Below are 21141 nucleotides of genomic sequence, written 5' to 3' on the forward strand. Positions count from 1 at the left end.
AGGTCCCTCCGTGTTCGCCGGAGGGTCGGCCGGCGCTCGGTCGGCGCGCCCTACACTGGCGAAATGCAGCCGACCGAACGCGCCCTCCGCGTGATCTCCTACAACCTCCGGGAGCACCGAGCGCACGCCGAGATCGCCCCCCTCGCCGCCCGCCACGACATCGACGTCCTGTGCCTGCAGGAGTGCGACACCACGAAGCTGCCGCAGGAGGTGGGCTCGCTCCGGCTCGCGTCCGTCACGGCCCGCAACCGCCTGGGCCTGGCCGTCTACTACTCGCAGGACCGCTTCGAGCTCTCCGGCAGCGCCGCGTTCGAGCTCAGCAAGTCCATGCACGACCGCGTGATGTCCCCCGCTCACGAGCGCCTGCTGGCCGTCCGCCTCGACGACCGCGACGGCGGATCGATCGCGGTCTCCTCCTTCCACGCCGCTCCGCTGTCGGCCGGCAACGCCCTGCGCCGCAAGCAGATCGACGAGGCGCTGAACCGGCTGCGCGAGTACGCGCCGGACACCCCCTCCCTGATGGTCGGCGACTACAACTACCCGTGGTTCTTCCGCGGACTCGACCGCCGGATGACCCGGAACGGCTACCTGGTCTCGCGGAGCGACTCCCCCACCTACGCGCGCTACCGCTACTTCAGCGGCCACTTCGACTTCGCGATCAGCGACTCCGTGCGGATCGAGCGGGTCTCCACGCTGCCCCAGGGCGTCTCGGACCACCTCCCGGTGATGGTCGACGCGCACTACGGCGTCCCCGCCGCCTGAGCGCGGGGCCCACTGGCCCGCACGGTCGGTAGGCTCAGGGGGTGACGACCCTGATCCTCGCCCGGCACGGAGAGACTGTCTGGCACTCCGAGAACCGCTTCGCGGGCTCCTCCGACATCGCGCTGACCCCCCGGGGCCAGGACCAGGCGGCGACTCTGGCCGCCTGGGCCGTCGACGCCGACCTCGAGGCGGTGTACTCCTCCACCCTGGTCCGGGCCGTGCGCACCGCCGTGCCCGCCGCGCGGGCGGCCCACCTCGAGCTGCAGCCCGACCCGGCGCTGGTCGAGGTCGACTTCGGCCGCGGCGAGGGGCTGACCACCGACGAGATGGAGAAGCGCTTCCCGGACGAGTACCACGCGTGGGTCGCCGCTCCGGCCATCCAGCCGATGCCCGGCGGCGAGTCCGGCCTCGACGCCGTCGCCCGCGCGAACACCTCGCTCGCCCGCATCCACCGCGAGCACCCCGACGGCCGCGTGCTCGTCGTCGCGCACGGCACGCTCATCCGCCTCCTGCTGTGCGCCTACCTCGGCATCAACCCCGAGACCTACCGGCACACCTTCCCGGTGGTCGACAACGTCTCGCTGACCACACTGCGCTGGGACGCGACCGGCGTCGGCCTGCTCGGCTACAACGTCCCGCCCGTCCAGACGCAGCGGCGCTCCAGCTGAGCGCAGCGGCCGCTCCGGAGCGGCGCCCGGCGAGTGCGGGCTCGATCGGCCTGGTGCTCGGGTCGGTCGCGAGCGTGCAGCTGGGCGCCTCCTTCGCCGTGCTGCTCTTCCCCGCCGCGGGGCCGATCGGCACCGTCACGCTCCGGCTGGTGTTCTCGGCCGTCGTTCTGCTCCTGGTCTGCCGTCCGCGGCTGAGCGGCCACAGCCGGAGCGACTGGGCCACCGTCGCCGCCTACGGTCTCGCCCTCGGCGGGATGAACGCCTGCTACTACGAGGCCATCGCCCGGATCCCGCAGGGCGCCGCCGTCACCCTCGAGGTGCTCGGGCCGCTGACGCTCTCGGTGATCGCCGGGAGGAGCGTGCTGAGCCTGGTCTGGGCGGTGCTCGCGCTGGCCGGGGTGGTGACCCTGTCGCAGGGCGGGTTCTCCGCGCTGGACCCGGTCGGCGTCGGCTTCGCGCTGGGGGCCGCAGTGCTCTGGGCCGCGTACATCGTCTTCGCCGGCCGCACCGGCGGGCGGTTCCAGGGGATCGACGGGCTCGCGCTGGCGCTGGCGGCCGGCGCGATCGTGTCGCTGCCGTTCGGCCTCGCCTCCGCCGGGCCCGCCCTGGTGGTGCCGCCGGTGCTGCTCCTCGGGCTCGCCGTGGCGGTGCTCTCCTCCGCGGTGCCCTACGCGCTGGAGCTGCTGGCGCTGCGGCGCCTGCGCTCCTCCACCTTCTCGATCCTGATGTCGCTCTCCCCCGGGGCGGCCGCGCTCTCGGGATTCCTCGTGCTCGGTCAGCGCCTCAGCGCCGTCGAGGCCGTCGGGATCGCGCTCGTGGTCGCCGCGAGCATCGGAGCGGTGCGGACCGCGCGGACCTCCGCCTGAGCGGCAGTTCTTTTGTTAGGCTAACTATGTGCCATCGACCGAGACCCTGCAGACCGATCTCCCGCTGACCTCCCTCGCGGGCGAGGTGCGGGCAGCGGTCGGCCGGCTCGGACGGCGGCTCCGGCAGGAGAAGGCCCAGCACGAGCTCAGCGATCCGCAGTTCAGCGTGCTCGCACTCCTGCACCGCGAGGGCGCCAAGACCCTCGGCGAGCTGGCCGAGGCGGAGCGGGTCCGCCCGCCCTCGATGACCCGCACGGTCGGCTGCCTGGTCGACGAAGGACTCGCGGAGCGCCTCGCCGACCCCGCCGACGGCCGCGTCACCCGCATCCGCCCCACCGGGGCCGGCACCGCACTGGTGCTCGACGTGCGCCGCAGCCGCGACGCGTGGCTCGTGGCGCGCCTCGAGGAGCTCCCTCCCGAGGACCTGCGCCTGCTCCACGACGCGGCGGCGGTCCTGCGCGCGGTGGCCGACCGATGAGCGCGATGTTCCGCTCCCTCGCCGTGCCGAACTACCGCATCTGGTTCGCGGGCGCGATGGTCTCGAACGTCGGCACCTGGATGCAGCGGACGGCCCAGGACTGGATCGTGATCAACGACCTGACCGGCCACGACGCGACGGCGCTCGGCGTGACCATGGCGCTGCAGTTCGGACCGCAGCTCGTGATGGTCCCCTTCTCCGGCTTCATCGCCGACCGCTTCGACCGGCGGAAGCTCCTGATGGCCACCCAGGGCGCGATGGGCGCGCTCGGGCTCGGCCTGGGACTCATCGTCGTGACCGGGGTCGTCCAGCTCTGGATGGTCTACCTCTTCGCTCTGCTGCTCGGCTTCGCCGCGGCGATCGACGCGCCCGTGCGCCAGACGTTCGTCTCGGCGCTGGTCGAGGAGCGCGACCTCACCAACGCCGTCTCGCTGAACTCGGCCTCCTTCAACTCGGCGCGGATGATCGGACCGGCCCTCGCGGGCGTGCTCATCGCCGCGGTCGGCTCCGGCTGGGTCTTCCTCCTCAACGCCGCGAGCTTCCTCGCCGTCCTGCTCTCGCTGCGCGCGCTGCACCGCGACCAGCTCCGCAGCGCCCCGCGGGCCACCCGCGGCCCGGGTGCGCTGCTGGAGGGGTTCCGCTACGTCTCGAAGCGGCCGGACATCCTCGTGGTGCTCGCGATCGTGTTCCTGATCGGCACCTTCGGCCTGAACTTCCCGATCTTCGCCTCGACGATGGCGACGGTCGAGTTCGACATGGGGGCGAGCGAGTTCGGCCTCCTCTCCTCCGCGATCGCCGTCGGCTCGGTGCTGGGGGCGCTCCTCTCGGCTCGCCGCGATCGCCCGAGGCTCCGGCTCATCGTCGGCGCCTCCGCGGCGTTCGGCGTCGCGCTCGCGCTGGCCGGCGTCATGCCGACGGTCTGGGCGTTCGCGATCCTGCTCCCCTTCGTCGGCATCGCGGCGCAGACGCTGATGACCTCGGCCAACGGCTACGTGCAGCTCTCGACCGCCCCCGAGATGCGGGGCCGGGTCATGGCGCTGTACATGGCCATCTTCGTCGGCGGCACCCCGATCGGCGCACCGCTGATCGGCTGGGTCGCGAACGCCTACGGTCCGCGCCAGGCGATGCTGGTCGGTGCCGCCTCCGGGATCGCGGCGGCCGCCATCGGACTCGCCTTCCACCTCCGCCTGCGCCGCGCCGCCCGGCTCGCGGCCCCCGGGCCGGAGGCTCTGCCCGCCACCGGCGGAGTCCCCCTGCTGCGCCCGCGCGCCTAGGCTCCGCCGGCCGGTCCGCACGCCGGGCGGATCCGCGGACCGCCCACTCGACGGGTCGCCCCCGACGCGGGGCGCGACCGCCGCCCGCCCTCAGGCCTCGCGGGTGATCTCGACGCGGACGAAGAGCTTCGACGAGCGGGGCCCGGCGAACACCCCGCGCAGCGGCGCGATGTCGTTGTAGTCGCGGCCGCGGCCGACGATGACGTGGCGGTCGCCGATGTCGATCAGGTTCGTCGGGTCGTAGCCGCGCCAGGCTCCTCCGCAGAACCACTCGACCCACGCGTGGGACTCCCCCACCACGGTCTCGCCGATCTCGGCGTGCGGCTTGGGGTGCAGGTAGCCCGAGACGTAGCGCGCCGGGATGCCCACCGAGCGCAGCGCCCCGAGGACGATGTGCGTGATGTCCTGGCAGACGCCCTCTCGCGCGGTCCACGACTCCGTCGCGGTGGAGTGCACGCCGGTGACGCCCTGCCGGTAGGTCATCGCCCGGCCGATCGTCTCGGCGATCGTGAGCGCGGCCTCGCACGGCCCGGCCGCCTCGTCCGCGAGCGAGCGCGCCATCGCCGCGAGGTCCTCCGGCGGCGCGGTGCGGTGGGTCTGCTTCGACTGCTCCACGTACTCGGTGCGCGTCTCGACCTGCTCGGACAGCTGATCCCACCCCGTCGGGTGGTCGGGGTGCTGCTTCGGCCGGATCTCGACGAGCGAGGTCGCCGTCAGCGAGAGCTCGCGGTGGGCGTCGAGCACGTCGAACGACGAGACGCGGGTGCCCCAGTAGTCGGTGTAGGCGTGGACCGAGGTCACCGGCCGGATGTCGAGGTTCGAGAACAGCACCAGCTGCCCGTCCGAGGAGGCGGGGAGCATCCGCGCCTCGTTGTAGGACGCGACCACGTCCCCCGCGTAGGTGAAGCCCGTGGTGTGCCTGATGCGCAGCCTGCTCACAGCGCCTCCCCGATCCAGCTCGGCATGACGTTGGTGGGGAAGTACCGCTGGCGGATCGCCTCGGACGCGGCCGAGGTCGCCTCCTGCACGCTGTCCATGTGCCGCGGGAGGTCCTCGAGGATGTCGGTGATCGGCCGGAACTCCAGCTCGCTGCGGATCCGCCCGAGGACGCGCTGCGCGTCGCCGGAGTGGCCGATGCGGCCGGTGCGCGGCTCGATGTCGCGCATGCACGCCTCCGCCCGCGAGACCGAGAAGAGGATCGAGCGCGGGAACAGCCGGTCCAGGAGGAGGAACTCGGCCGCGTTCCGCGCGCTCGGCACGCCCCGGTAGGTGCGCAGGTACGCCTCGTAGGCGCCGCAGGAGCGGAGGATCGTGGTCCAGGACGGGCCGCTCGCCTCGGTCAGCGAGCGGGTGGCGAGCAGGCGGGCGGTCATGTCGGCGCGCTCGATCGAGCGGCCGAGGGTGAAGAACTGCCAGGCCTCGTCGCGCGAGGTCGCCGACTCGATGATGCCGACGGCGAGGGCGGAGCGCTCGCGCACCCAGCTGAAGAACTCCGACACCCGCTCGCCCGAGACACGGCGCGGCATCCGGGTGCGCGTGGTGTTGAGGCACTCCCAGAGCTCGGTCGAGACGATCTCGCGCGCCCGGCGGGCGTTCTCGCGGGCGGCGCCGAGCGAGTAGGCGATCGAGGCGGGGTTCGTGCGGTCGATCGCGAGGATCGCCAGCACGTCGGCACGGGTGATCTCGCGCATGTCGTCGGGCGGGGTCGAGCCCATCACCGACAGGAGCGAGCGGCAGGCCGTGTCCTCGTCGATCCACGGGTCCTCGAGCAGGAGCTGGAGGTGGACGTCGAGGATGCGGGCGGTGCCGTCGGACCGCTCGATGTAGCGGCCGATCCAGAACAGCGACTCGGCGATCCGGGAGAGCATCAGTCGTCCTCCCCCGCCGCGAGCATCTGCTGCTGCTGCTGGTCCTGGTCGGTGTTCGGCGCGTCCTGCGGCGAGTGGTCGGGCGTGTGGTTGAGCGGGTAGACGATCGGGATGGAGCTGGTGACCGCGGCCTGCTCGGCGACGAGCGCCTGGATGTCGCGCGCCTCGGGCTCCGCGCTGCGCGCCTCCTCGAGGCCGACCACCCAGGTGTCCTTCGATCCGCCGCCCTGCGACGAGTTGACGACGAGCTGCCCCTCCGGGAGCGCGACGCGGGTCAGGCCGCCGGGCAGCACCCAGACGTCGGTGCCGTCGTTCACGGCGAAGGGCCGCAGGTCGGCGTGCCGGGGGCGCATCCCGTCGTCGACGAGGGTGGGGATGGTGGAGAGCTGCACGACCGGCTGCGCGATCCAGCCGCGCGGGTCGGCCTGGAGGCGGGAGCGCAGCTCCGCGAGCTCCTTCGCCGAGGCGGCCGGCCCGACGACCAGGCCCTTGCCGCCGGAGCCGTCGACCGGCTTCACGACGAGCTCGTCGAGGCGGTCGAGCACCTCCTCGAGCGCTCCCGGGTCCTCGAGCCGCCACGTGTCGACGTTCTTGATCACCGGCTCCTCCGAGAGGTAGTAGCGGATGAGGTCGGGCAGGTAGGTGTAGACGAGCTTGTCGTCGGCGACGCCGTTGCCGACCGCGTTGGCGATCGTGACGTTCCCGAGCCGGGCCGCGAGCATCAGCCCGGGCGAGCCGAGCATCGAGTCGGCGCGGAACTGCAGCGGATCGAGGAACTCGTCGTCCACGCGGCGGTAGATCACGTCGACCCGGGTCGGGCCGGAGGTGGTGCGCATGAACACCTTGCCGCCCGTGCAGAACAGGTCGCGGCCCTCGACCAGCTCGACGCCCATGAGGCGGGCGAGGAGGGTGTGCTCGAAGTAGGCGGAGTTGTAGACGCCCGGAGTGAGCACGACCACGGTCGGGTCGTCGACGCCGTCGGGGGCGGAGGCGCGCAGTGCCTGCAGCAGCTTGTTCGGGTAGTCGCCGACCGGGCGCACCCGCATCGAGACGAACAGCTCGGGCAGCGTCTGCGCCATCACCCGGCGGTTCGAGATGACGTAGGAGACGCCGGAGGGCACGCGGACGTTGTCCTCGAGGACCCGCCAGCCGCCCTTCTCGTCGCGGATCAGGTCGATCCCGGACACCTGGATCCGCACGCCGTTCGCGGGGACGATGCCCGCGGCCTGCCGGTGGAAGTGGCTGGAGCTCGAGATGAGCCCGGCGGGGATGACGCCGTCGGCCACGGCGTTCTGCGGGCCGTAGACGTCGGCGAGGAACGCCTCGAGAGCACGGACCCGCTGCTTGATGCCGGTCTGCACCTCGTTCCACTCGGCGCGCTCGATCACCCGGGGGACGGCGTCGAGCGGGAACGGCCGCTCCTCCCCCGCGAAGTCGAAGGTGACGCCCTGCGCGAGGTAGGAGGAGGCGAGCGCGTCGGTGCGGCCGCGCAGCTCCTCCTGGGTCATCCGCGCGAGCGAGGAGTAGATGTCGCGATAGGCGCCGCGGACCCCGTCGGGGCCTCCGGTCGACGCCACGTCGGCGAACATCTCGTCCCAGGGGGTGGCGCCCGTGTCGGGCCGCTCGACCTTCTGGGACCCGTATCCGTCGAAGAGGTCACCCATGGCACGACTCTAGTGCGGGGCGTATTGCGGGGATGTTTCGGGCGGCCGCGGGGCGAGCGGGGCGGGTCGGCGACGTCCGGGCACGGCACCGGCGCCGTCCTCCGACAGGCCGGCGGAGGCCCGGGGATCCACGGGAATAGATCCGGCCGCACGTGGTTGAATGAGGATGTACATGCAAACGCATGGACCAGGCCCCACCGGGCCGGAGGACAGAAGGAGCGCCTGATGCAGTTCGGCATCTTCACGGTCAGCGACATCACGACCGACCCCACGACCGGACGGACCCCGTCCGAGTCCGAGAAGATCCAGGCGACCCTCGCGATCGCGCTGAAGGCGGAGGAGATCGGCCTCGACGTCTTCGCCCTGGGCGAGCACCACAATCCGCCGTTCTGGTCCTCCTCCCCCACCACCACGCTCGGCTACCTCGCGGCGAAGACCGAGAGGATCACGCTCTCCACCGCGATGGCCCTCATCACCACGAACGACCCCGTGAAGCTCGCCGAGGACTACGCGATGCTCCAGCACCTCGCCGGCGGCCGCGTCGACCTCATGCTCGGCCGCGGCAACACCGGCCCCGTCTACCCGTGGTTCGGCAAGGACATCCGCCGCGGCATCGAGCTGACGATCGAGAACTACGACCTCCTGCACCGCCTGTGGACCGAGGACTTCGTCGACTGGGAGGGCCAGTTCCGCACTCCCCTCCAGGGCTTCCAGTCGACCCCGCGCCCCCTCGACGGTGTCGCGCCGTTCGTGTGGCACGGATCGATTCGCTCCCCTCAGATCGCCGAGCAGGCCGCCTACTACGGCGACGGCTTCTTCGCGAACCACATCTTCTGGCCCGCCTCGCACACCCAGAAGATGGTGGAGCTCTACCGCCAGCGCTTCGAGCACTACGGCCACGGGACCGCCGACCAGGCGATCGTCGGCCTCGGCGGGCAGATCTTCCTGGCGAAGAACTCGCAGGACGCGGTCTCGCAGTTCCGCCCCTACTTCGACAACGCCCCCGTCTACGGCCACGGCCCCTCGCTCGAGGACTTCACGGAGCAGACCCCGCTCACCGTCGGCTCCCCGCAGCAGATCATCGACCGCACCCTCGGCTTCCGCGAGTACGTCGGCGACTACCAGCGCCAGCTCTTCCTGATGGACCACGCGGGACTCCCGCTGAAGACCGTCCTGGAGCAGATGGACATGCTCGGCGAGATCCTCCCCGCCCTCCGCGCCGGCTTCGCCGAGGGCCGCCCCGCGCACGTGCCCGACGCCCCCACCCACGCCTCCCTCGTGGCCGCGCGCGACGCGCAGCCCGCGGCCGAGCCCGTCACCGTCTAGTCAGGAGCTCTCCATGGACACCCGCAGGATCACCGTCCTCTCGGCCGGCCTCAGCCAGCCGTCCTCGACCCGGCTGCTCGCCGACCGCCTGGCCGACGCCGCCGAGTCCTCCCTCACCGAGCAGGGCTTCGCCGTCGAGCGGAGCGTCGTGGAGCTGCGCGACCTCGCGCACGACGTCACGAACAACCTCCTCACCGGCTTCGCGAGCCCCGCTCTGCAGACCGCGCTCGACGCGGTCGCCGGCGCCGACGGCCTGATCGCCGTGACGCCGATCTTCACCACCAGCTACAGCGGGCTCTTCAAGTCGTTCGTCGACGTGCTCGACACGGAGGCGCTGCGCGGTCTGCCCGTGCTGCTGGCGGCCACGGGCGGGTCCCCCCGCCACTCCCTGGCCGTCGACTACGCGATGCGCCCGCTCTTCACCTACCTGCACGCGGCGCCCCTCGCGACCACCGTGTTCGCGGCGACGGACGACTGGGGCGGCGCGACCGAGGACGGACGGGCGCTGCCCTCGCGCATCGAGCGCGCCGGACGCGAGCTGGCGGATCAGGCCGCCCGCTCCTCCCGCTCGGGCTCCACGCTCGACCCGTGGGCGCTCGACGGCTCGTTCGAGGGGATGCTCGGCCGCCGCGGCTGAACGCCCGCCGGGCGGATCGGCCGCTCCTCTCATGGATCGGCCGATCCGTCCAGCCGCGATAACCGCGGCCCTGCCGGAATAGCCTGCCCCCGGGAGCCTGCCGCTGGCCCCCGGAAGGAGGCCGTCATGGGCCTGACCAGCAAGGGGCTCCCCTCGGGGGCTCTCGACCTCGCGCAGCTCGGACGCGCGGTCCTCGACCGCCGCCGCTTCCTCGGAGCGCTCGGCGTCGCCGCCTCCGTCCCGGTCCTCTCCGGCTGCGGCTTCGCCCCCGCGGGCGCCGCGGCGAGCGCCGGCAGCGACACCCTCACCTTCACCACCTGGGGCACCGACGCCGAGCTGGCCGGCTTCCAGCGCGCGATCGACGCGTTCCAGACGGCGAACGCCGGCGCCACCGTGACCCTCAACGCGGTCCCGTACGAGCAGATGTTCACCAACATCGACGCGCAGCTGCAGGCGGGGAACCCGCCGGACGTCTTCCGGGTCCCGTACTACACGTTCGGCAGCTACGCCGGCCGCGACCAGCTCCTGGACCTGTCGGGCTTCCTCGACTCCGACGTCGCCGAGCGGTTCACCGATCCGGCCTGGGCCGCAGTGCAGAGCGGCGGGAGCCCCTTCGGCGTCCCCCACCACACCGACACCTCGCTGATCCTCTACAACACGCAGGTGCTGGCCGACGCGGGCGTCACCTCCTTCCCCTCCTCGCCCGAGGAGGCGTGGACCTGGGAGGAGTTCACCGAGGTCGGGCGGAAGCTGCGCGCCTCGCTCCCCGCCGAGCGCTACCCCTTCGCCTACAACTGGCAGGGCAACGGCGTCACGCGCTGGCTGAGCCTGCTGTTCCAGGCCGACGGCCGCTTCCTCGCCGAGGACCTGTCCGGTCCCGCGATCGACTCCGCCGCCGGCCGCGCCGCGATCGACTTCAGCCGCAGCTTCTTCACCGACGGCCTCGTGCCGCCGAGCAGCTCCGTGCAGGCGACCACCTACGCCAGCGACCTCTGGTACTCGCAGACCACCGCGATGACCTTCGCCGGCGCGTTCCTCATCCCCGACGCCGACTCCACCCTCGACTTCGAGTGGGGCGCCACCTACTCCCCGCGCAACGTGCGCGGAGGCGGCGACTTCGGCGGCAACGCCCTCGTCGCGACCAAGGCCGCGAAGAACCCGGAGCTGGCCGCCTCCTTCCTCGCGTTCGTGACGGAGGAGGAGGCGATGCGCGACTTCTGCGCCGGCGCCTCCCTCCTCCCCACCCGTCGCGACCTCACGGAGTCGGGCATCGAGTTCGCCGTGCGCCCCGAGCTCGCCGAGGTGTTCCTCGGCCAGGCGGGCACCGTCCAGGCGTCCGACTCGGCGCAGGTCGCCTCGCCCGACATGGCCGCGATCATCACGGTGCTCAAGGAGCAGCTGGAGCAGGCCTTCGTCGGCGGGCGCAGCACCGAGGACACCATCGCCGGCCTCACCTCCGGCATCGCGGCCGCGACGCAGTGAGCCGGTCGGTCCTCGCGCCGGAGGCGGTGACCGCCCGCCCCCGGCGCACCTCCCGCGCCCCCGCCCGCGAGACGGCGGCCGCCTACGCGTTCCTCGCGCCGAACCTGCTGATGCTCGGCCTGTTCGTGTTCGTCCCCCTGGGCGGCGCGTTCCTGATCGGCTTCCAGCGCACGAACGGCTTCGGCGACGGCGTCTTCGTCGGGCTCGACAACTACGCGCGGCTGCTCGGCGACGGCCTCTTCTGGCGCTCGACGCTGAACACGGCGCTGTTCACCCTGATCGTGACCCCGCTCTCGATGGCGCTGGGCCTCGGCGCGGCGGTGCTGATGAACTCGGTGCTGCCCGCGCGTCCGGTGTTCCGCAGCATCCTCATCCTGCCGATGGCGGTCTCCGGCGTGGCGACGGCGCTGATGGGCGTGCTGATCTTCGACGAGAACAGCGGCGTGCTCGACGGCATGCTCCAGACGATCGGCCTCCCCCGCATCGCCTGGCAGTCCGGCGGAGCGGCGGCGTTCGTCTCCGTGGTGCTCGTCACCCTGTGGTGGCGCACCGGCTTCAACATGCTGATCTACCTGGCGGGGCTGCAGGGGGTGAACCCGGCGCTCTACGAGGCGGCCCGGCTCGACGGAGCGAACGCGTGGCAGCAGTTCCGCCACGTGACGCTGCCGCTGGTCGGCCCGTCGTCGTTCTTCCTGCTCATCCTCAACGTCATCTACTCGTTCCAGGTGTTCGACATCGTCTTCGTGCTCACCGGCGGCGGACCGCAGAACGCGACCTCGGTGCTCGTGACCTACGCCTACGACACCGGTTTCGTCACCCGCGACCAGGGCTACGCCGCGGCCATCGGCATCGTGCTGCTGATCCTGACCATGATCTTCACCGCGGTGCAGTGGCGCACCAACCGCTCGAGGGACCTCGTCGAATGATCCGCACGTCGCGCACCTCGCGCCTGCTACGCCTCGCCCTCGCCCTCGGCGTCTCGGTGGTCATCGTCTTCCCGCTGTACTGGATGGTCGTCGTCGCGTTCTCCTCGCGGTCCGAGCTGCTCGGCGGCACCCTCCGCCTCTGGCCGCGCGAGCTGACGCTGGTGAACTTCGAGCGGGTGTTCTCGTCGTTCCCCGTGGCGACCTGGTTCGGCAACTCCCTCGCGATCAGCCTGGTCACCGCCCTGATCACCGTGACGATCAACCTGCTCGGCGGCTACGCCTTCGCGCAGCTGCGGTTCCGCGGATCCGGCGTGCTCTTCCTCCTGGCTCTGTCGACGCTCACCCTGCCCGTGCAGGTGATCATGGTGGCGCTGTTCCGGCTCGTCACCGACCTCGGCCTCTACGGGAGCTACTGGGCGGTGATCCTGCCGACGGCGGCATCGGCGTTCGGGCTGTTCCTGGCGCGGCAGTTCATCCTCGCGATCCCGCGGGACCTGATCGAGGCGGCCCGGATCGACGGCGCCGGGCACTTCCGCGTGTTCACGGCCATCGTCCTCCCCCTCTCGAAGCCGCTCATCGCCGTGCTCTTCTTCATGTCGCTGCTCGGCTCCTGGAACGACTTCGCCTGGCCGCTCATCGCCCTGAAGGAGAACGCGCTGTTCACGCTCCCGATCGGGCTGCTCTTCCTCCAGGGGCAGTTCGGCAGCGACTACGGAGCGACCATGGCGTTCGCCCTGGTGAACGTCGTGCCGATGGTGGTGCTGTTCCTGGTGTTCCAGCGCTACTTCGTGCAGGGCTTCGCGCGCAGCGGCCTCCGCTGACCTCGCGGCGGGGGGTGCGGATCGGTGCGCTGAGCGGCCATTCGTCCCCCCGTCCGGGGCCGGGAGTGTCAATCCCCCCGTTCCGCCGACCCGGCCGGCGCCGCCCCGCGGTACCGTCGTCGCAGGCGCCCACCTCGTGCGCTCCGGAGCGCACCGTTCGAGCGGAAGGCGGGATCGCCATGAGTACCGTCGCCGCGAACGCCGCCCAGCAGAAGGTGGCCGGCCGCTACTACCTGATCGAGCGCATCGGCTCCGGCGGGATGGGCTCGGTCTACCGGGCCCGCGACGAGACCGTGCAGCGCGAGGTCGCCGTGAAGGTGTTCCGCGCGGAGGCCTCGAACCCCGAGGACGTGGCCCGCCAGGAGCGCGAGGTGCGGATGCTGAGCTCCTTCGCCCACCCGGGCATCGTCAACCTCTTCGACGCGGGGCTGCACAACTTCGGCGGCGAGGTCCGCCGCTACGTCGTGATGGAGCTCGTCGCCGACCCCACGATGGAGGCGCGGCTCGAGTCCGGCCCCCTCCCGGCGGCGGAGGTCGCTGCGATCGGCACGCAGCTCGCCGAGGCCCTGGCCTACCTGCACGAGCGCGGCGTCGTGCACCGTGACGTGAAGCCTGCGAACATCCTGGTCAGCGAGGTCGCCTCCAGCGGCTACGCCCGCACCGCCAAGCTCACCGACTTCGGCGTGGCCCACTTCATGGACGGCTCCCGCCTGACCAGCGACGGCGTCGTGATCGGCACCGCGAGCTTCGTCAGCCCGGAGCAGGTCGCGGGCGAGCCGATCAGCGGAGCGAGCGACGTCTTCTCCCTCGGCCTGGTCCTCCTCGAGGCGATCACCGGTCACCGGGAGTACTCGGGCACCGTCCTCGAGGCGGCGATCGCCCGCCTCCACCGCAGCCCCTCCGTGCCCGACACCCTGCCGGCGGAGTGGCGGGCGCTGCTGACCTCGATGACGCAGCGGGACCCGGAGAAGCGGCCGACCGCCGACGACGTCGCGCACCGGCTCCGCGGCGGGATGACGACGGGCTCGGCTTCGGGCGCGCCGACCGCCTCGGACTCGCGCGCGGCACGGATCCGGCGCTCCGTGATCATCGGCTCGAGCGTGGTCGGCGTCGGCGCGATCGCGGCACTGTCGTGGATGCTCGGAGCGCTCGTCGGTCGCTGACCGTTCGGACGCGGGTCCCTAGGCCTCGCCCGGGAACGCGGGACGGAGCACGATCCGCGTCCAGGCGCCCACGTAGATCCGATCGCCCTCCTCGACCTCGCGGCGCTGACCGGCGGCGATCGGCGACTGCGGGAGCGGCGCCCCGGCCGGGGCGAGGTACGTGCCGTTCGCCGACTGCAGATCCTCGACCCACCAGCGGTAGCCGTCGGTGCTCAGCTGGCAGTGGCGCCGCGAGACACCGGAGTCGGAGCCGCAGTCCACCTGCGGCGAGATGCCGCGGGAGACGGACGGGCGGCCGACGAGCAGGGTCCGCTCGCGGAGGACGACGGTCGCGGGCGGGCCGGGCGAGGGCATCGGGTCGTCGGCGCGCTGCTCGGCGTACCACTCCGGGTCGACCCAGAGCTCGGCGATCCACGGGCGGTCCGGGTCCGCGGAGGCGGAGGCGGGGCGGGCGGAGCCGGTGGCCGGCGCGGACGCGGCCTCCTCCTCCGACGCTGAGGCCTCGGGTGTCGCGTCGGGGACTGCGGCCTCGGGTGCAGGGGCCTCCGGGATCACCTCGGTCGGCGGAGCGGCGGGCGGCGCGGTCGCGACGGGGGTGTCGAAGCCGGCCTCCTGCTCCGGGACCAGCTCGGTCGGAGCCGCGGGATCGGCCTGCGGCGCGGGCGCCTCGCCCAGGTGCTGGGCCGGGTCCCCCGACGGCGTCGCGGAGCCGCCGACCTCGCCCGGAGCGCGGACGGCGCCGGAGGAGGTGAACGGATCGGCCTCGGGGAGGGAGCCGGTCGTGAAGTCGTAGCCGCAGTTCTCGCAGAACAGGGCGCCGGGCTCGTTCGGGAACGAGCAGTGCGGGCAGACCGAGGGGCCGGTCGGGATCGCGGTGGTCGGCGCGGCGGGAGCGGGCGACGGGGCCGCAGCGGCACCGATGGGCGCCCCGCAGACGTCGCAGTAGTCGCCGGACTGCGAGGTGTGCCCCTCGGGGCAGCGGAAGCTCACTTGCGCACCCGCGTGGTCTTGGTCGACGCGGTGTCCAGCGCCATCTCGTCGAGGCGGTCCACGCCGCGCTTGAGCCGCACGGTGCCCTCGTTCGGGTCGTCGATCTCGACGACCTTCCGCAGCTTCGCGGTCGCCTCGTCGTTCCCGGTGACGGAGGCGAGCTGCACCGCCCGCCCGAGCTTGACCGTGGCGGTCGCCTCGTCGCCCCGCGCCTTGGCCGCGAGCCCGTCCTGGATCGCGGAGGCGAGCTCGGTCTGGCCGGTGTAGTGGGCGACGGCGGGGTCGATGCGGGCGGTCAGGGCGGAGTCGTCCGTCCAGCGCGCCTTCACCAGGGCGGAGGCGACCACCTCGTCGCGCACGCTGAGCTGCACCCGCGCGGCGAGCTGCTCCGAGCCGACCGGCTTCGACGCGACCCGGACCGCCACGTGGTACTCCCGCGACTCGTCGCCCCAGGCGCCGGTCGGGTAGGCGCCGGTGAGCGGGTTCACGGCGTTCCGCCGGGAGCTGAGGTCCTCGAGGTTCGGCGCGACCTGGCGGACGAAGAGCAGCTGCGCGCCCTGCGGAGTCCAGACGCGGAGCTCGCCGTTGGCGACTCCCCGGCCCATCGACGCCCGCATCAGCGACTCGAAGTCGGCGGCCATGTCGGCCGGGTTCGCGATCAGGCCCACGGTGCCCAGCAGGGCGCTCGCGATGGTGCGCGCCTCCTCGACGATCCAGCGGGAGCCGACGCCGCGCACGTCGCACTGGAAGTCGCCCGACGCCGCGCGGATCGCCGCGTCCAGCTGCATCCGCGACTCGTGCTCGTTCTTGCCGTCGGTGAGGAGGATCGCGTGCCGCTGCGTCGCCTCCGGCACGGTCGCGAACAGCTGGCGGGCGAGGGTCAGCCAGGTGCCCATCGCGGTGCCGCCGTCGGCCTGGAGGTAGCCGATCGCCTCCTTCGCCGCGGCCCGCGCCCCCGGCTCCATCCGCACCATCGAGACGGTGGCGTTGGGGTAGGGGAAGGCGCGGTCGGCGCGCTCGGATCCGGCCACGACGGCGAAGAAGGTGCCGTCCAGGATCTGGTCGACCGCCACGGCGGCGGCGCGCTTGGCGGCCGTCATGTTCTCGCCGGTCATCGATCCGGAGCAGTCCACGATGATGATCTCGGCCGCGGCCCCGTCGGACCCGGCGACCCCCGTGCCGGACGCGGTCAGCGTGACGATGGCGTGCACGTCGGTGGCGCCGTCCGAGAGGAACTCGTTCTGGAAAACACTCGCGCTGAACTCCGCCATTCCGGCAGTTTACGGGGACGCCCGGCCCGAGCGGCCCTCCATCGCCGAGGATCGGCCGGGCATCGCGGCCCGACGCCTGCACGACAGCTGTCGGGGCCGGCGGAGGCGGGTCGAGCGCCGCCGGAGCGCCCCCGTCAAGCCCGCCGCGACGGGACGCCGCCGGTGCCAGGGTGGAGCCGTGCCTCCCTGGACCCTCGCCCTCGCCAGCGGCGCCATCGGCGGCGCCACCCTCCTGATCGGCGCCGCGCTCGCCTGGTTCGTGCGCGTGCCCCCGAAGCTCACCGCCGCGATCTCCGCGTTCGGAGCAGGGGTGCTGATCTCGGCGCTCGCCTACGAGCTCGTGCAGGAGGCGGCGGACGACGGAGGACTGCTCCCGACGATCCTCGGCACGCTCGCGGGAGCCGTCGTCTTCGTCGGCGCGGACGCGCTGCTCACCCGCGCCGGCGCGGGGAACCGCAAGAGCGCGAAGGGGTCGGGCGGAGGAGGAGGCGCGGCCATCGCGGCCGGCGCCCTGATCGACGGGGTCCCCGAATCGATCGTGCTCGGCCTCTCGGTCGCCCAGGGCGGAGCGGGAGCGGCGATCAGCGTGCCCATCGTCGCCGCGGTCGCGATCTCGAACCTCCCCGAGGGACTGTCCTCGACGGTCGGCATGAAAGCCGACGGCCGCTCCGCCCGCTACGTCTTCACCGTCTGGGGCGGGATCGCCGCGATCTCGGCCGCCGCGGCGCTGGTCGGCTTCCTGGTCTTCGCCGCCGCACCGGGCGCGGTCGTGGCCTTCGTGACGACCGTCGCCGCCGGCGCGATCCTCGCCATGATCTCGAACACGATGATCCCCGAGGCGTTCGACCGCGACGACGTGCTCACCGGGCTGTACGCGGTCCTCGGGTTCGTGACGGCGTTCGCCTTGCACAGTGCTGGTTAGGACGCCGCTCCCCGCGCGGCGTCCCGCAGTCGGCTCGAGCGCATGGCCGGGTCCCGAGGAGCGGGTCGCGCACGGCGACGCGGATCCGCTGGAACGCGGATCCCCGGATACGCCTCGCGACGGCGCCCCCCGCGCGGCGTCCCGCAGTCGGCTCCAGCGCGGGGACGGGTCGCGAGGAGCGGGACGCGCACGGCGACGCGGATTCGCTGGAACGCGGATCCCCGAATACGCCTCGCGATGGCGCCGCTGGTTAGGACGCCGCTCCCCGCGCGGCGTCCCGCAGTCGGCTCGAGCGCGGGGCCGGGTCCCGAGGAGCGGGTCGCGCACGGCGACGCGGATCCGCTGGAACGCGGATCCCCGGATACGCCTCGCGAGGACGCCGCTCCCCGCGCGGCGTCCCGCAGTCGGCCCGAGCGCGCGGCCGGGTCTCGAGGAGCGGGATGCGCACGGCGACGCGGATCCGCTGGAACGCGGATCCCCGGATACGCCTCGCGAGGACGCCGCTCCCCGCGCGGCGTCCCGCAGTCGGCTCCAGCGCGCGGCCGGGTCCCGAGGAGCGGGACGCGCACGGCGACGCGGATCCGCTGAACCACCGATCCCCGGACACGCCTCGCGAGAACGCCGCCGCCTGCGGCACGGAGTGCGGTCAGCCGCTGAAGGCGGTGAGGGCGTCGTCGAGGATGCCGAGGCCGCGGGCGACCTCGGCGGGGGTGATGACGGCGGGCGGGACCACGTGGATCCGGTTGTCGGCGGTGAAGGGCAGGAGGCCGCGAGACAGCAGGTCGGCCTTGAGGCGGGCGACGGAGGCCGCCGGCAGCGGGGTGCGCGCGGCCCGATCGGTGACCAGCTCCAGAGCCCAGAACACTCCGGAGCCCCGGACCTCGCCGATCAGGTCGTGCTTCGCCTCGAGAGCCGCCAGGCCGGGGGCCAGGTGCTCCGAGCCGATGGTGCGCGCGTTGTCGACGATCCCCTCCTCCTCCATCGCCTCGAGCGTCGCGACGACGCTGGCAGCGGCGAGCGGGTGGCCCGAGTAGGTGAGGCCGCCGGGGAAGACGCGCTCGTCGAAGTGGTGGGCGATCGGATCGGAGATGACGACGCCGCCTATCGGGACGTAGCCGGAGTTCACGCCCTTCGCGAAGGTGATCAGGTCGGGGCGCACGTCGAAGGCGTCGAAGGCGAACCACTCCCCCGTGCGGCCGAAGCCCGCCATGACCTCGTCGAGGATCAGCTGGATGCCGTACCGGTCGGCGATCTCGCGGACACCCGCGAGGTAGCCGGGCGGCGGGGTGAGCACGCCGGCGGTGCCGGGGATGGTCTCGAGGAGGAACGCGGCGATCGACTCCGGCCCCTCCGCCTGCACGACGCGCTCGAGGTGGTGGAGGGCGCGCTCGCACTCCTGCTCGAGGCTCTCGGCCCAGAACTCGCTGCGGTACAGGTAGGGCCCGAAGGCGTGCACGTGCCCGCGGGAGTACTCGTTCGGGATGCGGCGCCAGTCGCCGGTCGAGACGATCGCCGCTCCCGTGTTGCCGTGGTACGAGCGGTACAGCGAGACGACCTTGTCGCGGCCGGTGAACAGCCGCGCCATGCGGATCGCGTTCTCGTTCGCGTCCGCGCCGCCGTTGGTGAAGAAGACCTTCTCCATGCCCTCGGGCGCCCGCTCGGTGATCAGGCGGGCCGCCTCGGCGCGGGTCTCGTTCGCGTAGGCGGGGCCGACGGTGGTGAGGACGCCCGCCTGCTCCTGGATGGCGGCGACGACCTTCGGGTGCTGGTAGCCGATGGTGACGTTCACGAGCTGGCTCGAGAAGTCGAGGTAGCGGGTGCCGTCGACGTCCCAGACCTCGGCGCCGAGACCGCCTGCGATCGGCAGCGGGTTCAGCGCGCCCTGCGCCGACCAGGAGTGGAACACGCGGGACCGGTCGGCGGCGGTGACCGAGGCGTTGTCGCGGACGGTGGGGGCGGTCGAGGACGTCATGGTCTCCATCGTGCCGCGCGCGCCTCGAGAGCGGGCGTGCGGATCCGTCGATCCGCGGACCCTACGATGGACGGAACGTCGAAGGGAGCCGCGCATGCCCGCGACCGTCCGCGATCTTCTGGCCGAACCGGCCTTCCGCCTCCGCGTGCTCGCCGGCGTCCACGACGAGGCCGACCTCGATGCCCCTCTGGTGTGGGCGCACTCCTCGGACCTCGTCGATCCGACGCCCTGGCTCGAGTCGGGCCAGCTGCTGCTGACCGACGGCGTCCACTTCACCGGGCACGACAGCGCCGAGTTCTCGGAGGAGTACGTCGCCCGGCTGCGCGGCCGCGGCATCCGCGCGCTCGGCTTCGCCACCCGCATCGTGCACGACGAGGTGCCCGCCGCTCTCGTCACGGCGTGCGAGCGCCAGGGCCTGCCGCTGCTGGAGGTGGCGGACCTGACTCCGTTCATGGGGATCATCCGCTTCGTCGCCGACGTGATCTCGCGGGAGCAGCGCGAGCGGCTGGAGTGGTCGCTCGAGGCGCAGCGGCGGGTCGCCCGCGCGGCGCTGCGGCCGGACGGGCTCGCGGCGATCCTCACCGAGCTGGAGCGGCAGCTGGACTGCTGGGTCGCCCTCTACGACGCCGCCGGGCAGAGGGTGCACCTGCCCACCCGGCTCGACGTGCCGGCGGAGGAGGCGGTCGCCGCGGCCGCGAGGCACGCCCTGACCCGCGGCAGCCGAGCGGGACTCCGACTCGACGACGGCGGCGGAGTGACGCTGCAGACGATCGGGCGCCGCGACCACCTGCGCGGGGTGCTCGCCGTGGGCACCGGCACGCCCCTGGACCCGGCGGGCAGCGACCTCGTCGCGAGCGTCATAGCCCTGGCGAGCATCGCGCTGGAGCAGCGGCGCGCGCTGGACTCCTCCCGCCGGCAGCTGCGCTCCGGACTGCTCGAGCTGCTGGCCGCGGGAGCCTTCGACGTCGCCGAGAGCACCGCACGGCGCCTGGGGAGCCCGCTGCCCGCCGAGCCCGTGCGGGTGGTCGTGCTGAACGCGCCCGTGCACGGCGACTCGCTCCTCGACGAGCTGGAGGTCGTGGCGGAGGAGGACGGCGCGCGCCTGTTCTTCGCCGAGAGGGACGGCTCGCTCGTCGCCGTGGCCGCCGCCGACGGACTCGGGCCGCTGACCGCCGTGCTGGAGCGGCACGGCGCGAGCGCCGGCGCCTCCGCCCCGATCGGCTGGTCCGACCTGGACCGGGGCCTCGAGGAGGCGCGGCGCGCCGCCGAGCGGACAGGAGACGGGCCGGTGGTCCGGTTCGAGGACGTCGCCGCCGAGGGGATGATCGGGCTCCTCGCCGCCGCCGGAGCAGCACCGCTCGCCCGCCGGATGCTCGCACCGCTGCTGACCCCGGAGGGAGCCGTGCTGCTCGAGAGCGCCCGCGTCTGGCTCCGCCGCAACGGCGCCTGGGAGCCCGCCGCCCGTGACCTCGGCGTGCACCGTCACACCCTCCGCAACCGCATCACCGCCGTCGAGCGCGCCCTCGGCCTCGACCTCGACGACGTCTCCGCCCGCACCGAGCTCTGGACGGCGCTGCGGCTGCACTCATAGCCGATCTCCTCCTGGCGTCGTCGATCGGCCGCGGTCGGTCTCAGGAGGTGGGGACGCTGGAAGAGCGGGTCGCGTACCGCGCACGACGATCCGCTCCCACGCGGATCGACGGTTGCGCGGTGCTCAAGAGCCTCTCTCCTCCTTCGTCGTCGATCGGCCGCGGTCGGCCGGGGAGGGTGGTCGCGTTCCGCAGAGCGGGTTGCGTACCGCGCACGACGATCCGCTCACACGCGGATCGACGGTTGCGCGGTGCTCAAGAGCCTCTCTCCTCCTTCGTCGTCGATCGGCCGCGGTCGGCCGGGGAGGGTGGTCGCGTTCCGCAGAGCGGGTCGCGTACCGCGCACGACGATCCGCTCACACGCGGATCGACGGTTGCGCGGTGCTCAAGAGCCTCTCTCCTCCTTCGTCGTCGATCGGCCGCGGTCGGCCGGGGAGGGTGGGTGCGTCTCGCAGAGCGGGT

At 72.9% G+C, this 21141-nt stretch carries 19 protein-coding genes; 13 read left to right on the plus strand and 6 right to left on the minus strand.

All coding sequences use genetic code 11. The features are described 5' to 3' along the window. Positions 1-63 precede the first annotated feature (63 nt). The 5 genes from C5C74_RS11885 to C5C74_RS11905 are packed head-to-tail and all read left to right on the plus strand — an operon-like array spanning position 64 to position 4048. On the plus strand, positions 64-762 hold the full coding sequence (locus tag C5C74_RS11885) for an endonuclease/exonuclease/phosphatase family protein (RefSeq protein WP_104223855.1): 699 nt from the start codon (positions 64-66) through the stop codon (positions 760-762). A 41-nt stretch (positions 763-803) separates the two neighbouring features. Continuing rightward, positions 804-1430, plus strand: coding sequence for a histidine phosphatase family protein (locus C5C74_RS11890; protein WP_104223854.1), 627 nt, complete (start codon positions 804-806; stop codon positions 1428-1430). Positions 1431-1483: 53 nt separating this feature from the next. Beyond that, complete coding sequence (locus tag C5C74_RS11895) at positions 1484-2296, plus strand: DMT family transporter (RefSeq protein ID WP_258064158.1); 813 nt, start codon at positions 1484-1486, stop codon at positions 2294-2296. Between the two features lie 28 nt (positions 2297-2324). After that, positions 2325-2774 carry a MarR family winged helix-turn-helix transcriptional regulator gene (locus tag C5C74_RS11900; protein ID WP_258063346.1) on the plus strand — a complete coding sequence of 150 codons (450 nt, stop codon included), beginning with the start codon at positions 2325-2327 and terminating at the stop codon, positions 2772-2774. Next, positions 2771-4048, plus strand: a complete 1278-nt coding sequence (locus tag C5C74_RS11905) for an MFS transporter (RefSeq protein WP_104226202.1) — start codon at positions 2771-2773, stop codon at positions 4046-4048. Before C5C74_RS11900 ends, C5C74_RS11905 begins: the two co-directional genes overlap by 4 nt. A gap of 90 nt (positions 4049-4138) precedes the next feature. Here C5C74_RS11905 and C5C74_RS11910 read toward each other — a convergent pair whose 3' ends face one another. The 3 genes from C5C74_RS11910 to C5C74_RS11920 are packed head-to-tail and all read right to left on the minus strand — an operon-like array spanning position 4139 to position 7580. Further along, a complete protein-coding gene (locus C5C74_RS11910; RefSeq protein ID WP_104223852.1) occupies positions 4139-4987 on the minus strand; it encodes a transglutaminase family protein in 849 nt (282 codons plus the stop codon). Further along, a complete protein-coding gene (locus C5C74_RS11915) occupies positions 4984-5916 on the minus strand; it encodes an alpha-E domain-containing protein (protein WP_104223851.1) in 933 nt (310 codons plus the stop codon). Before C5C74_RS11915 ends, C5C74_RS11910 begins: the two co-directional genes overlap by 4 nt. After that, the gene (locus tag C5C74_RS11920) at positions 5916-7580 is read right to left on the minus strand and encodes a circularly permuted type 2 ATP-grasp protein (RefSeq protein WP_104351596.1); all 1665 of its coding nucleotides are present in this window, start codon (positions 7578-7580) and stop codon (positions 5916-5918) included. The genes C5C74_RS11915 and C5C74_RS11920 overlap by 1 nt, the downstream gene beginning before the upstream one ends. Positions 7581-7805: 225 nt before the next feature. On the opposite strand from C5C74_RS11920, the gene C5C74_RS11925 reads away from it, so the two are divergent. From C5C74_RS11925 to C5C74_RS11950, 6 genes are all read left to right on the plus strand, one after another. Next, entirely contained in the window at positions 7806-8906 is a 1101-nt protein-coding gene (locus C5C74_RS11925; RefSeq protein ID WP_104351597.1) for an LLM class flavin-dependent oxidoreductase, read from the plus strand. A gap of 13 nt (positions 8907-8919) precedes the next feature. Beyond that, positions 8920-9543 (plus strand): FMN reductase, encoded by a 624-nt coding sequence (locus C5C74_RS11930; RefSeq protein WP_104351598.1) that lies wholly within the window; start codon positions 8920-8922, stop codon positions 9541-9543. 126 nt (positions 9544-9669) lie between these two features. Then, positions 9670-11025 (plus strand): sugar ABC transporter substrate-binding protein, encoded by a 1356-nt coding sequence (locus C5C74_RS11935; protein WP_104351599.1) that lies wholly within the window; start codon positions 9670-9672, stop codon positions 11023-11025. A gap of 26 nt (positions 11026-11051) precedes the next feature. Continuing rightward, positions 11052-11951: a carbohydrate ABC transporter permease gene (locus tag C5C74_RS11940; protein ID WP_258064159.1), complete on the plus strand. Its 900-nt coding sequence runs from the start codon at positions 11052-11054 to the stop codon at positions 11949-11951. Next, a complete protein-coding gene (locus C5C74_RS11945; RefSeq protein ID WP_104223846.1) occupies positions 11948-12772 on the plus strand; it encodes a carbohydrate ABC transporter permease in 825 nt (274 codons plus the stop codon). The genes C5C74_RS11940 and C5C74_RS11945 overlap by 4 nt, the downstream gene beginning before the upstream one ends. Positions 12773-12951: 179 nt before the next feature. Continuing rightward, positions 12952-13935: a serine/threonine-protein kinase gene (locus tag C5C74_RS11950; protein ID WP_104308420.1), complete on the plus strand. Its 984-nt coding sequence runs from the start codon at positions 12952-12954 to the stop codon at positions 13933-13935. A gap of 18 nt (positions 13936-13953) precedes the next feature. On the opposite strand, the gene C5C74_RS11955 is transcribed toward C5C74_RS11950, so the two are convergent. Further along, positions 13954-14925, minus strand: a complete 972-nt coding sequence (locus C5C74_RS11955; protein ID WP_104351600.1) for an FHA domain-containing protein — start codon at positions 14923-14925, stop codon at positions 13954-13956. Next, positions 14922-16196 (minus strand): VWA domain-containing protein, encoded by a 1275-nt coding sequence (locus C5C74_RS11960; RefSeq protein ID WP_104351601.1) that lies wholly within the window; start codon positions 16194-16196, stop codon positions 14922-14924. The genes C5C74_RS11955 and C5C74_RS11960 overlap by 4 nt, the downstream gene beginning before the upstream one ends. Before the next feature lie 178 nt (positions 16197-16374). Here C5C74_RS11960 and C5C74_RS11965 point away from each other — a divergent pair, with 178 nt between their 5' ends. Continuing rightward, a complete protein-coding gene (locus tag C5C74_RS11965) occupies positions 16375-17118 on the plus strand; it encodes a ZIP family metal transporter (RefSeq protein ID WP_104233141.1) in 744 nt (247 codons plus the stop codon). 646 nt (positions 17119-17764) lie between these two features. On the opposite strand, the gene C5C74_RS11970 is transcribed toward C5C74_RS11965, so the two are convergent. After that, positions 17765-19090 (minus strand): aspartate aminotransferase family protein, encoded by a 1326-nt coding sequence (locus C5C74_RS11970; RefSeq protein ID WP_104329391.1) that lies wholly within the window; start codon positions 19088-19090, stop codon positions 17765-17767. Between the two features lie 94 nt (positions 19091-19184). Here C5C74_RS11970 and C5C74_RS11975 point away from each other — a divergent pair, with 94 nt between their 5' ends. Further along, positions 19185-20681 carry a PucR family transcriptional regulator gene (locus C5C74_RS11975; protein ID WP_181134698.1) on the plus strand — a complete coding sequence of 499 codons (1497 nt, stop codon included), beginning with the start codon at positions 19185-19187 and terminating at the stop codon, positions 20679-20681. Positions 20682-21141: the final 460 nt, after the last annotated feature.

The organism is Rathayibacter sp. AY1E8, assembly GCF_002931415.1.
GTDB lineage: Bacteria > Actinomycetota > Actinomycetes > Actinomycetales > Microbacteriaceae > Rathayibacter.

Bases quoted from the DNA above. Each gene is read 5' to 3' on its own strand.
- C5C74_RS11885 (WP_104223855.1), top strand. From the start codon at position 64: ATGCAGCCGACCGAACGCGCCCTCCGCGTGATCTCCTACAACCTCCGG.
- C5C74_RS11905 (WP_104226202.1), top strand. From the start codon at position 2,771: ATGAGCGCGATGTTCCGCTCCCTCGCCGTGCCGAACTACCGCATCTGG.
- C5C74_RS11915 (WP_104223851.1), bottom strand. From the start codon at position 5,916: ATGCTCTCCCGGATCGCCGAGTCGCTGTTCTGGATCGGCCGCTACATC.
- C5C74_RS11920 (WP_104351596.1), bottom strand. From the start codon at position 7,580: ATGGGTGACCTCTTCGACGGATACGGGTCCCAGAAGGTCGAGCGGCCC.
- C5C74_RS11925 (WP_104351597.1), top strand. From the start codon at position 7,806: ATGCAGTTCGGCATCTTCACGGTCAGCGACATCACGACCGACCCCACG.
- C5C74_RS11930 (WP_104351598.1), top strand. From the start codon at position 8,920: ATGGACACCCGCAGGATCACCGTCCTCTCGGCCGGCCTCAGCCAGCCG.
- C5C74_RS11935 (WP_104351599.1), top strand. From the start codon at position 9,670: ATGGGCCTGACCAGCAAGGGGCTCCCCTCGGGGGCTCTCGACCTCGCG.
- C5C74_RS11945 (WP_104223846.1), top strand. From the start codon at position 11,948: ATGATCCGCACGTCGCGCACCTCGCGCCTGCTACGCCTCGCCCTCGCC.
- C5C74_RS11950 (WP_104308420.1), top strand. From the start codon at position 12,952: ATGAGTACCGTCGCCGCGAACGCCGCCCAGCAGAAGGTGGCCGGCCGC.
- C5C74_RS11960 (WP_104351601.1), bottom strand. From the start codon at position 16,196: ATGGCGGAGTTCAGCGCGAGTGTTTTCCAGAACGAGTTCCTCTCGGAC.
- C5C74_RS11970 (WP_104329391.1), bottom strand. From the start codon at position 19,090: ATGACGTCCTCGACCGCCCCCACCGTCCGCGACAACGCCTCGGTCACC.
- C5C74_RS11975 (WP_181134698.1), top strand. From the start codon at position 19,185: ATGCCCGCGACCGTCCGCGATCTTCTGGCCGAACCGGCCTTCCGCCTC.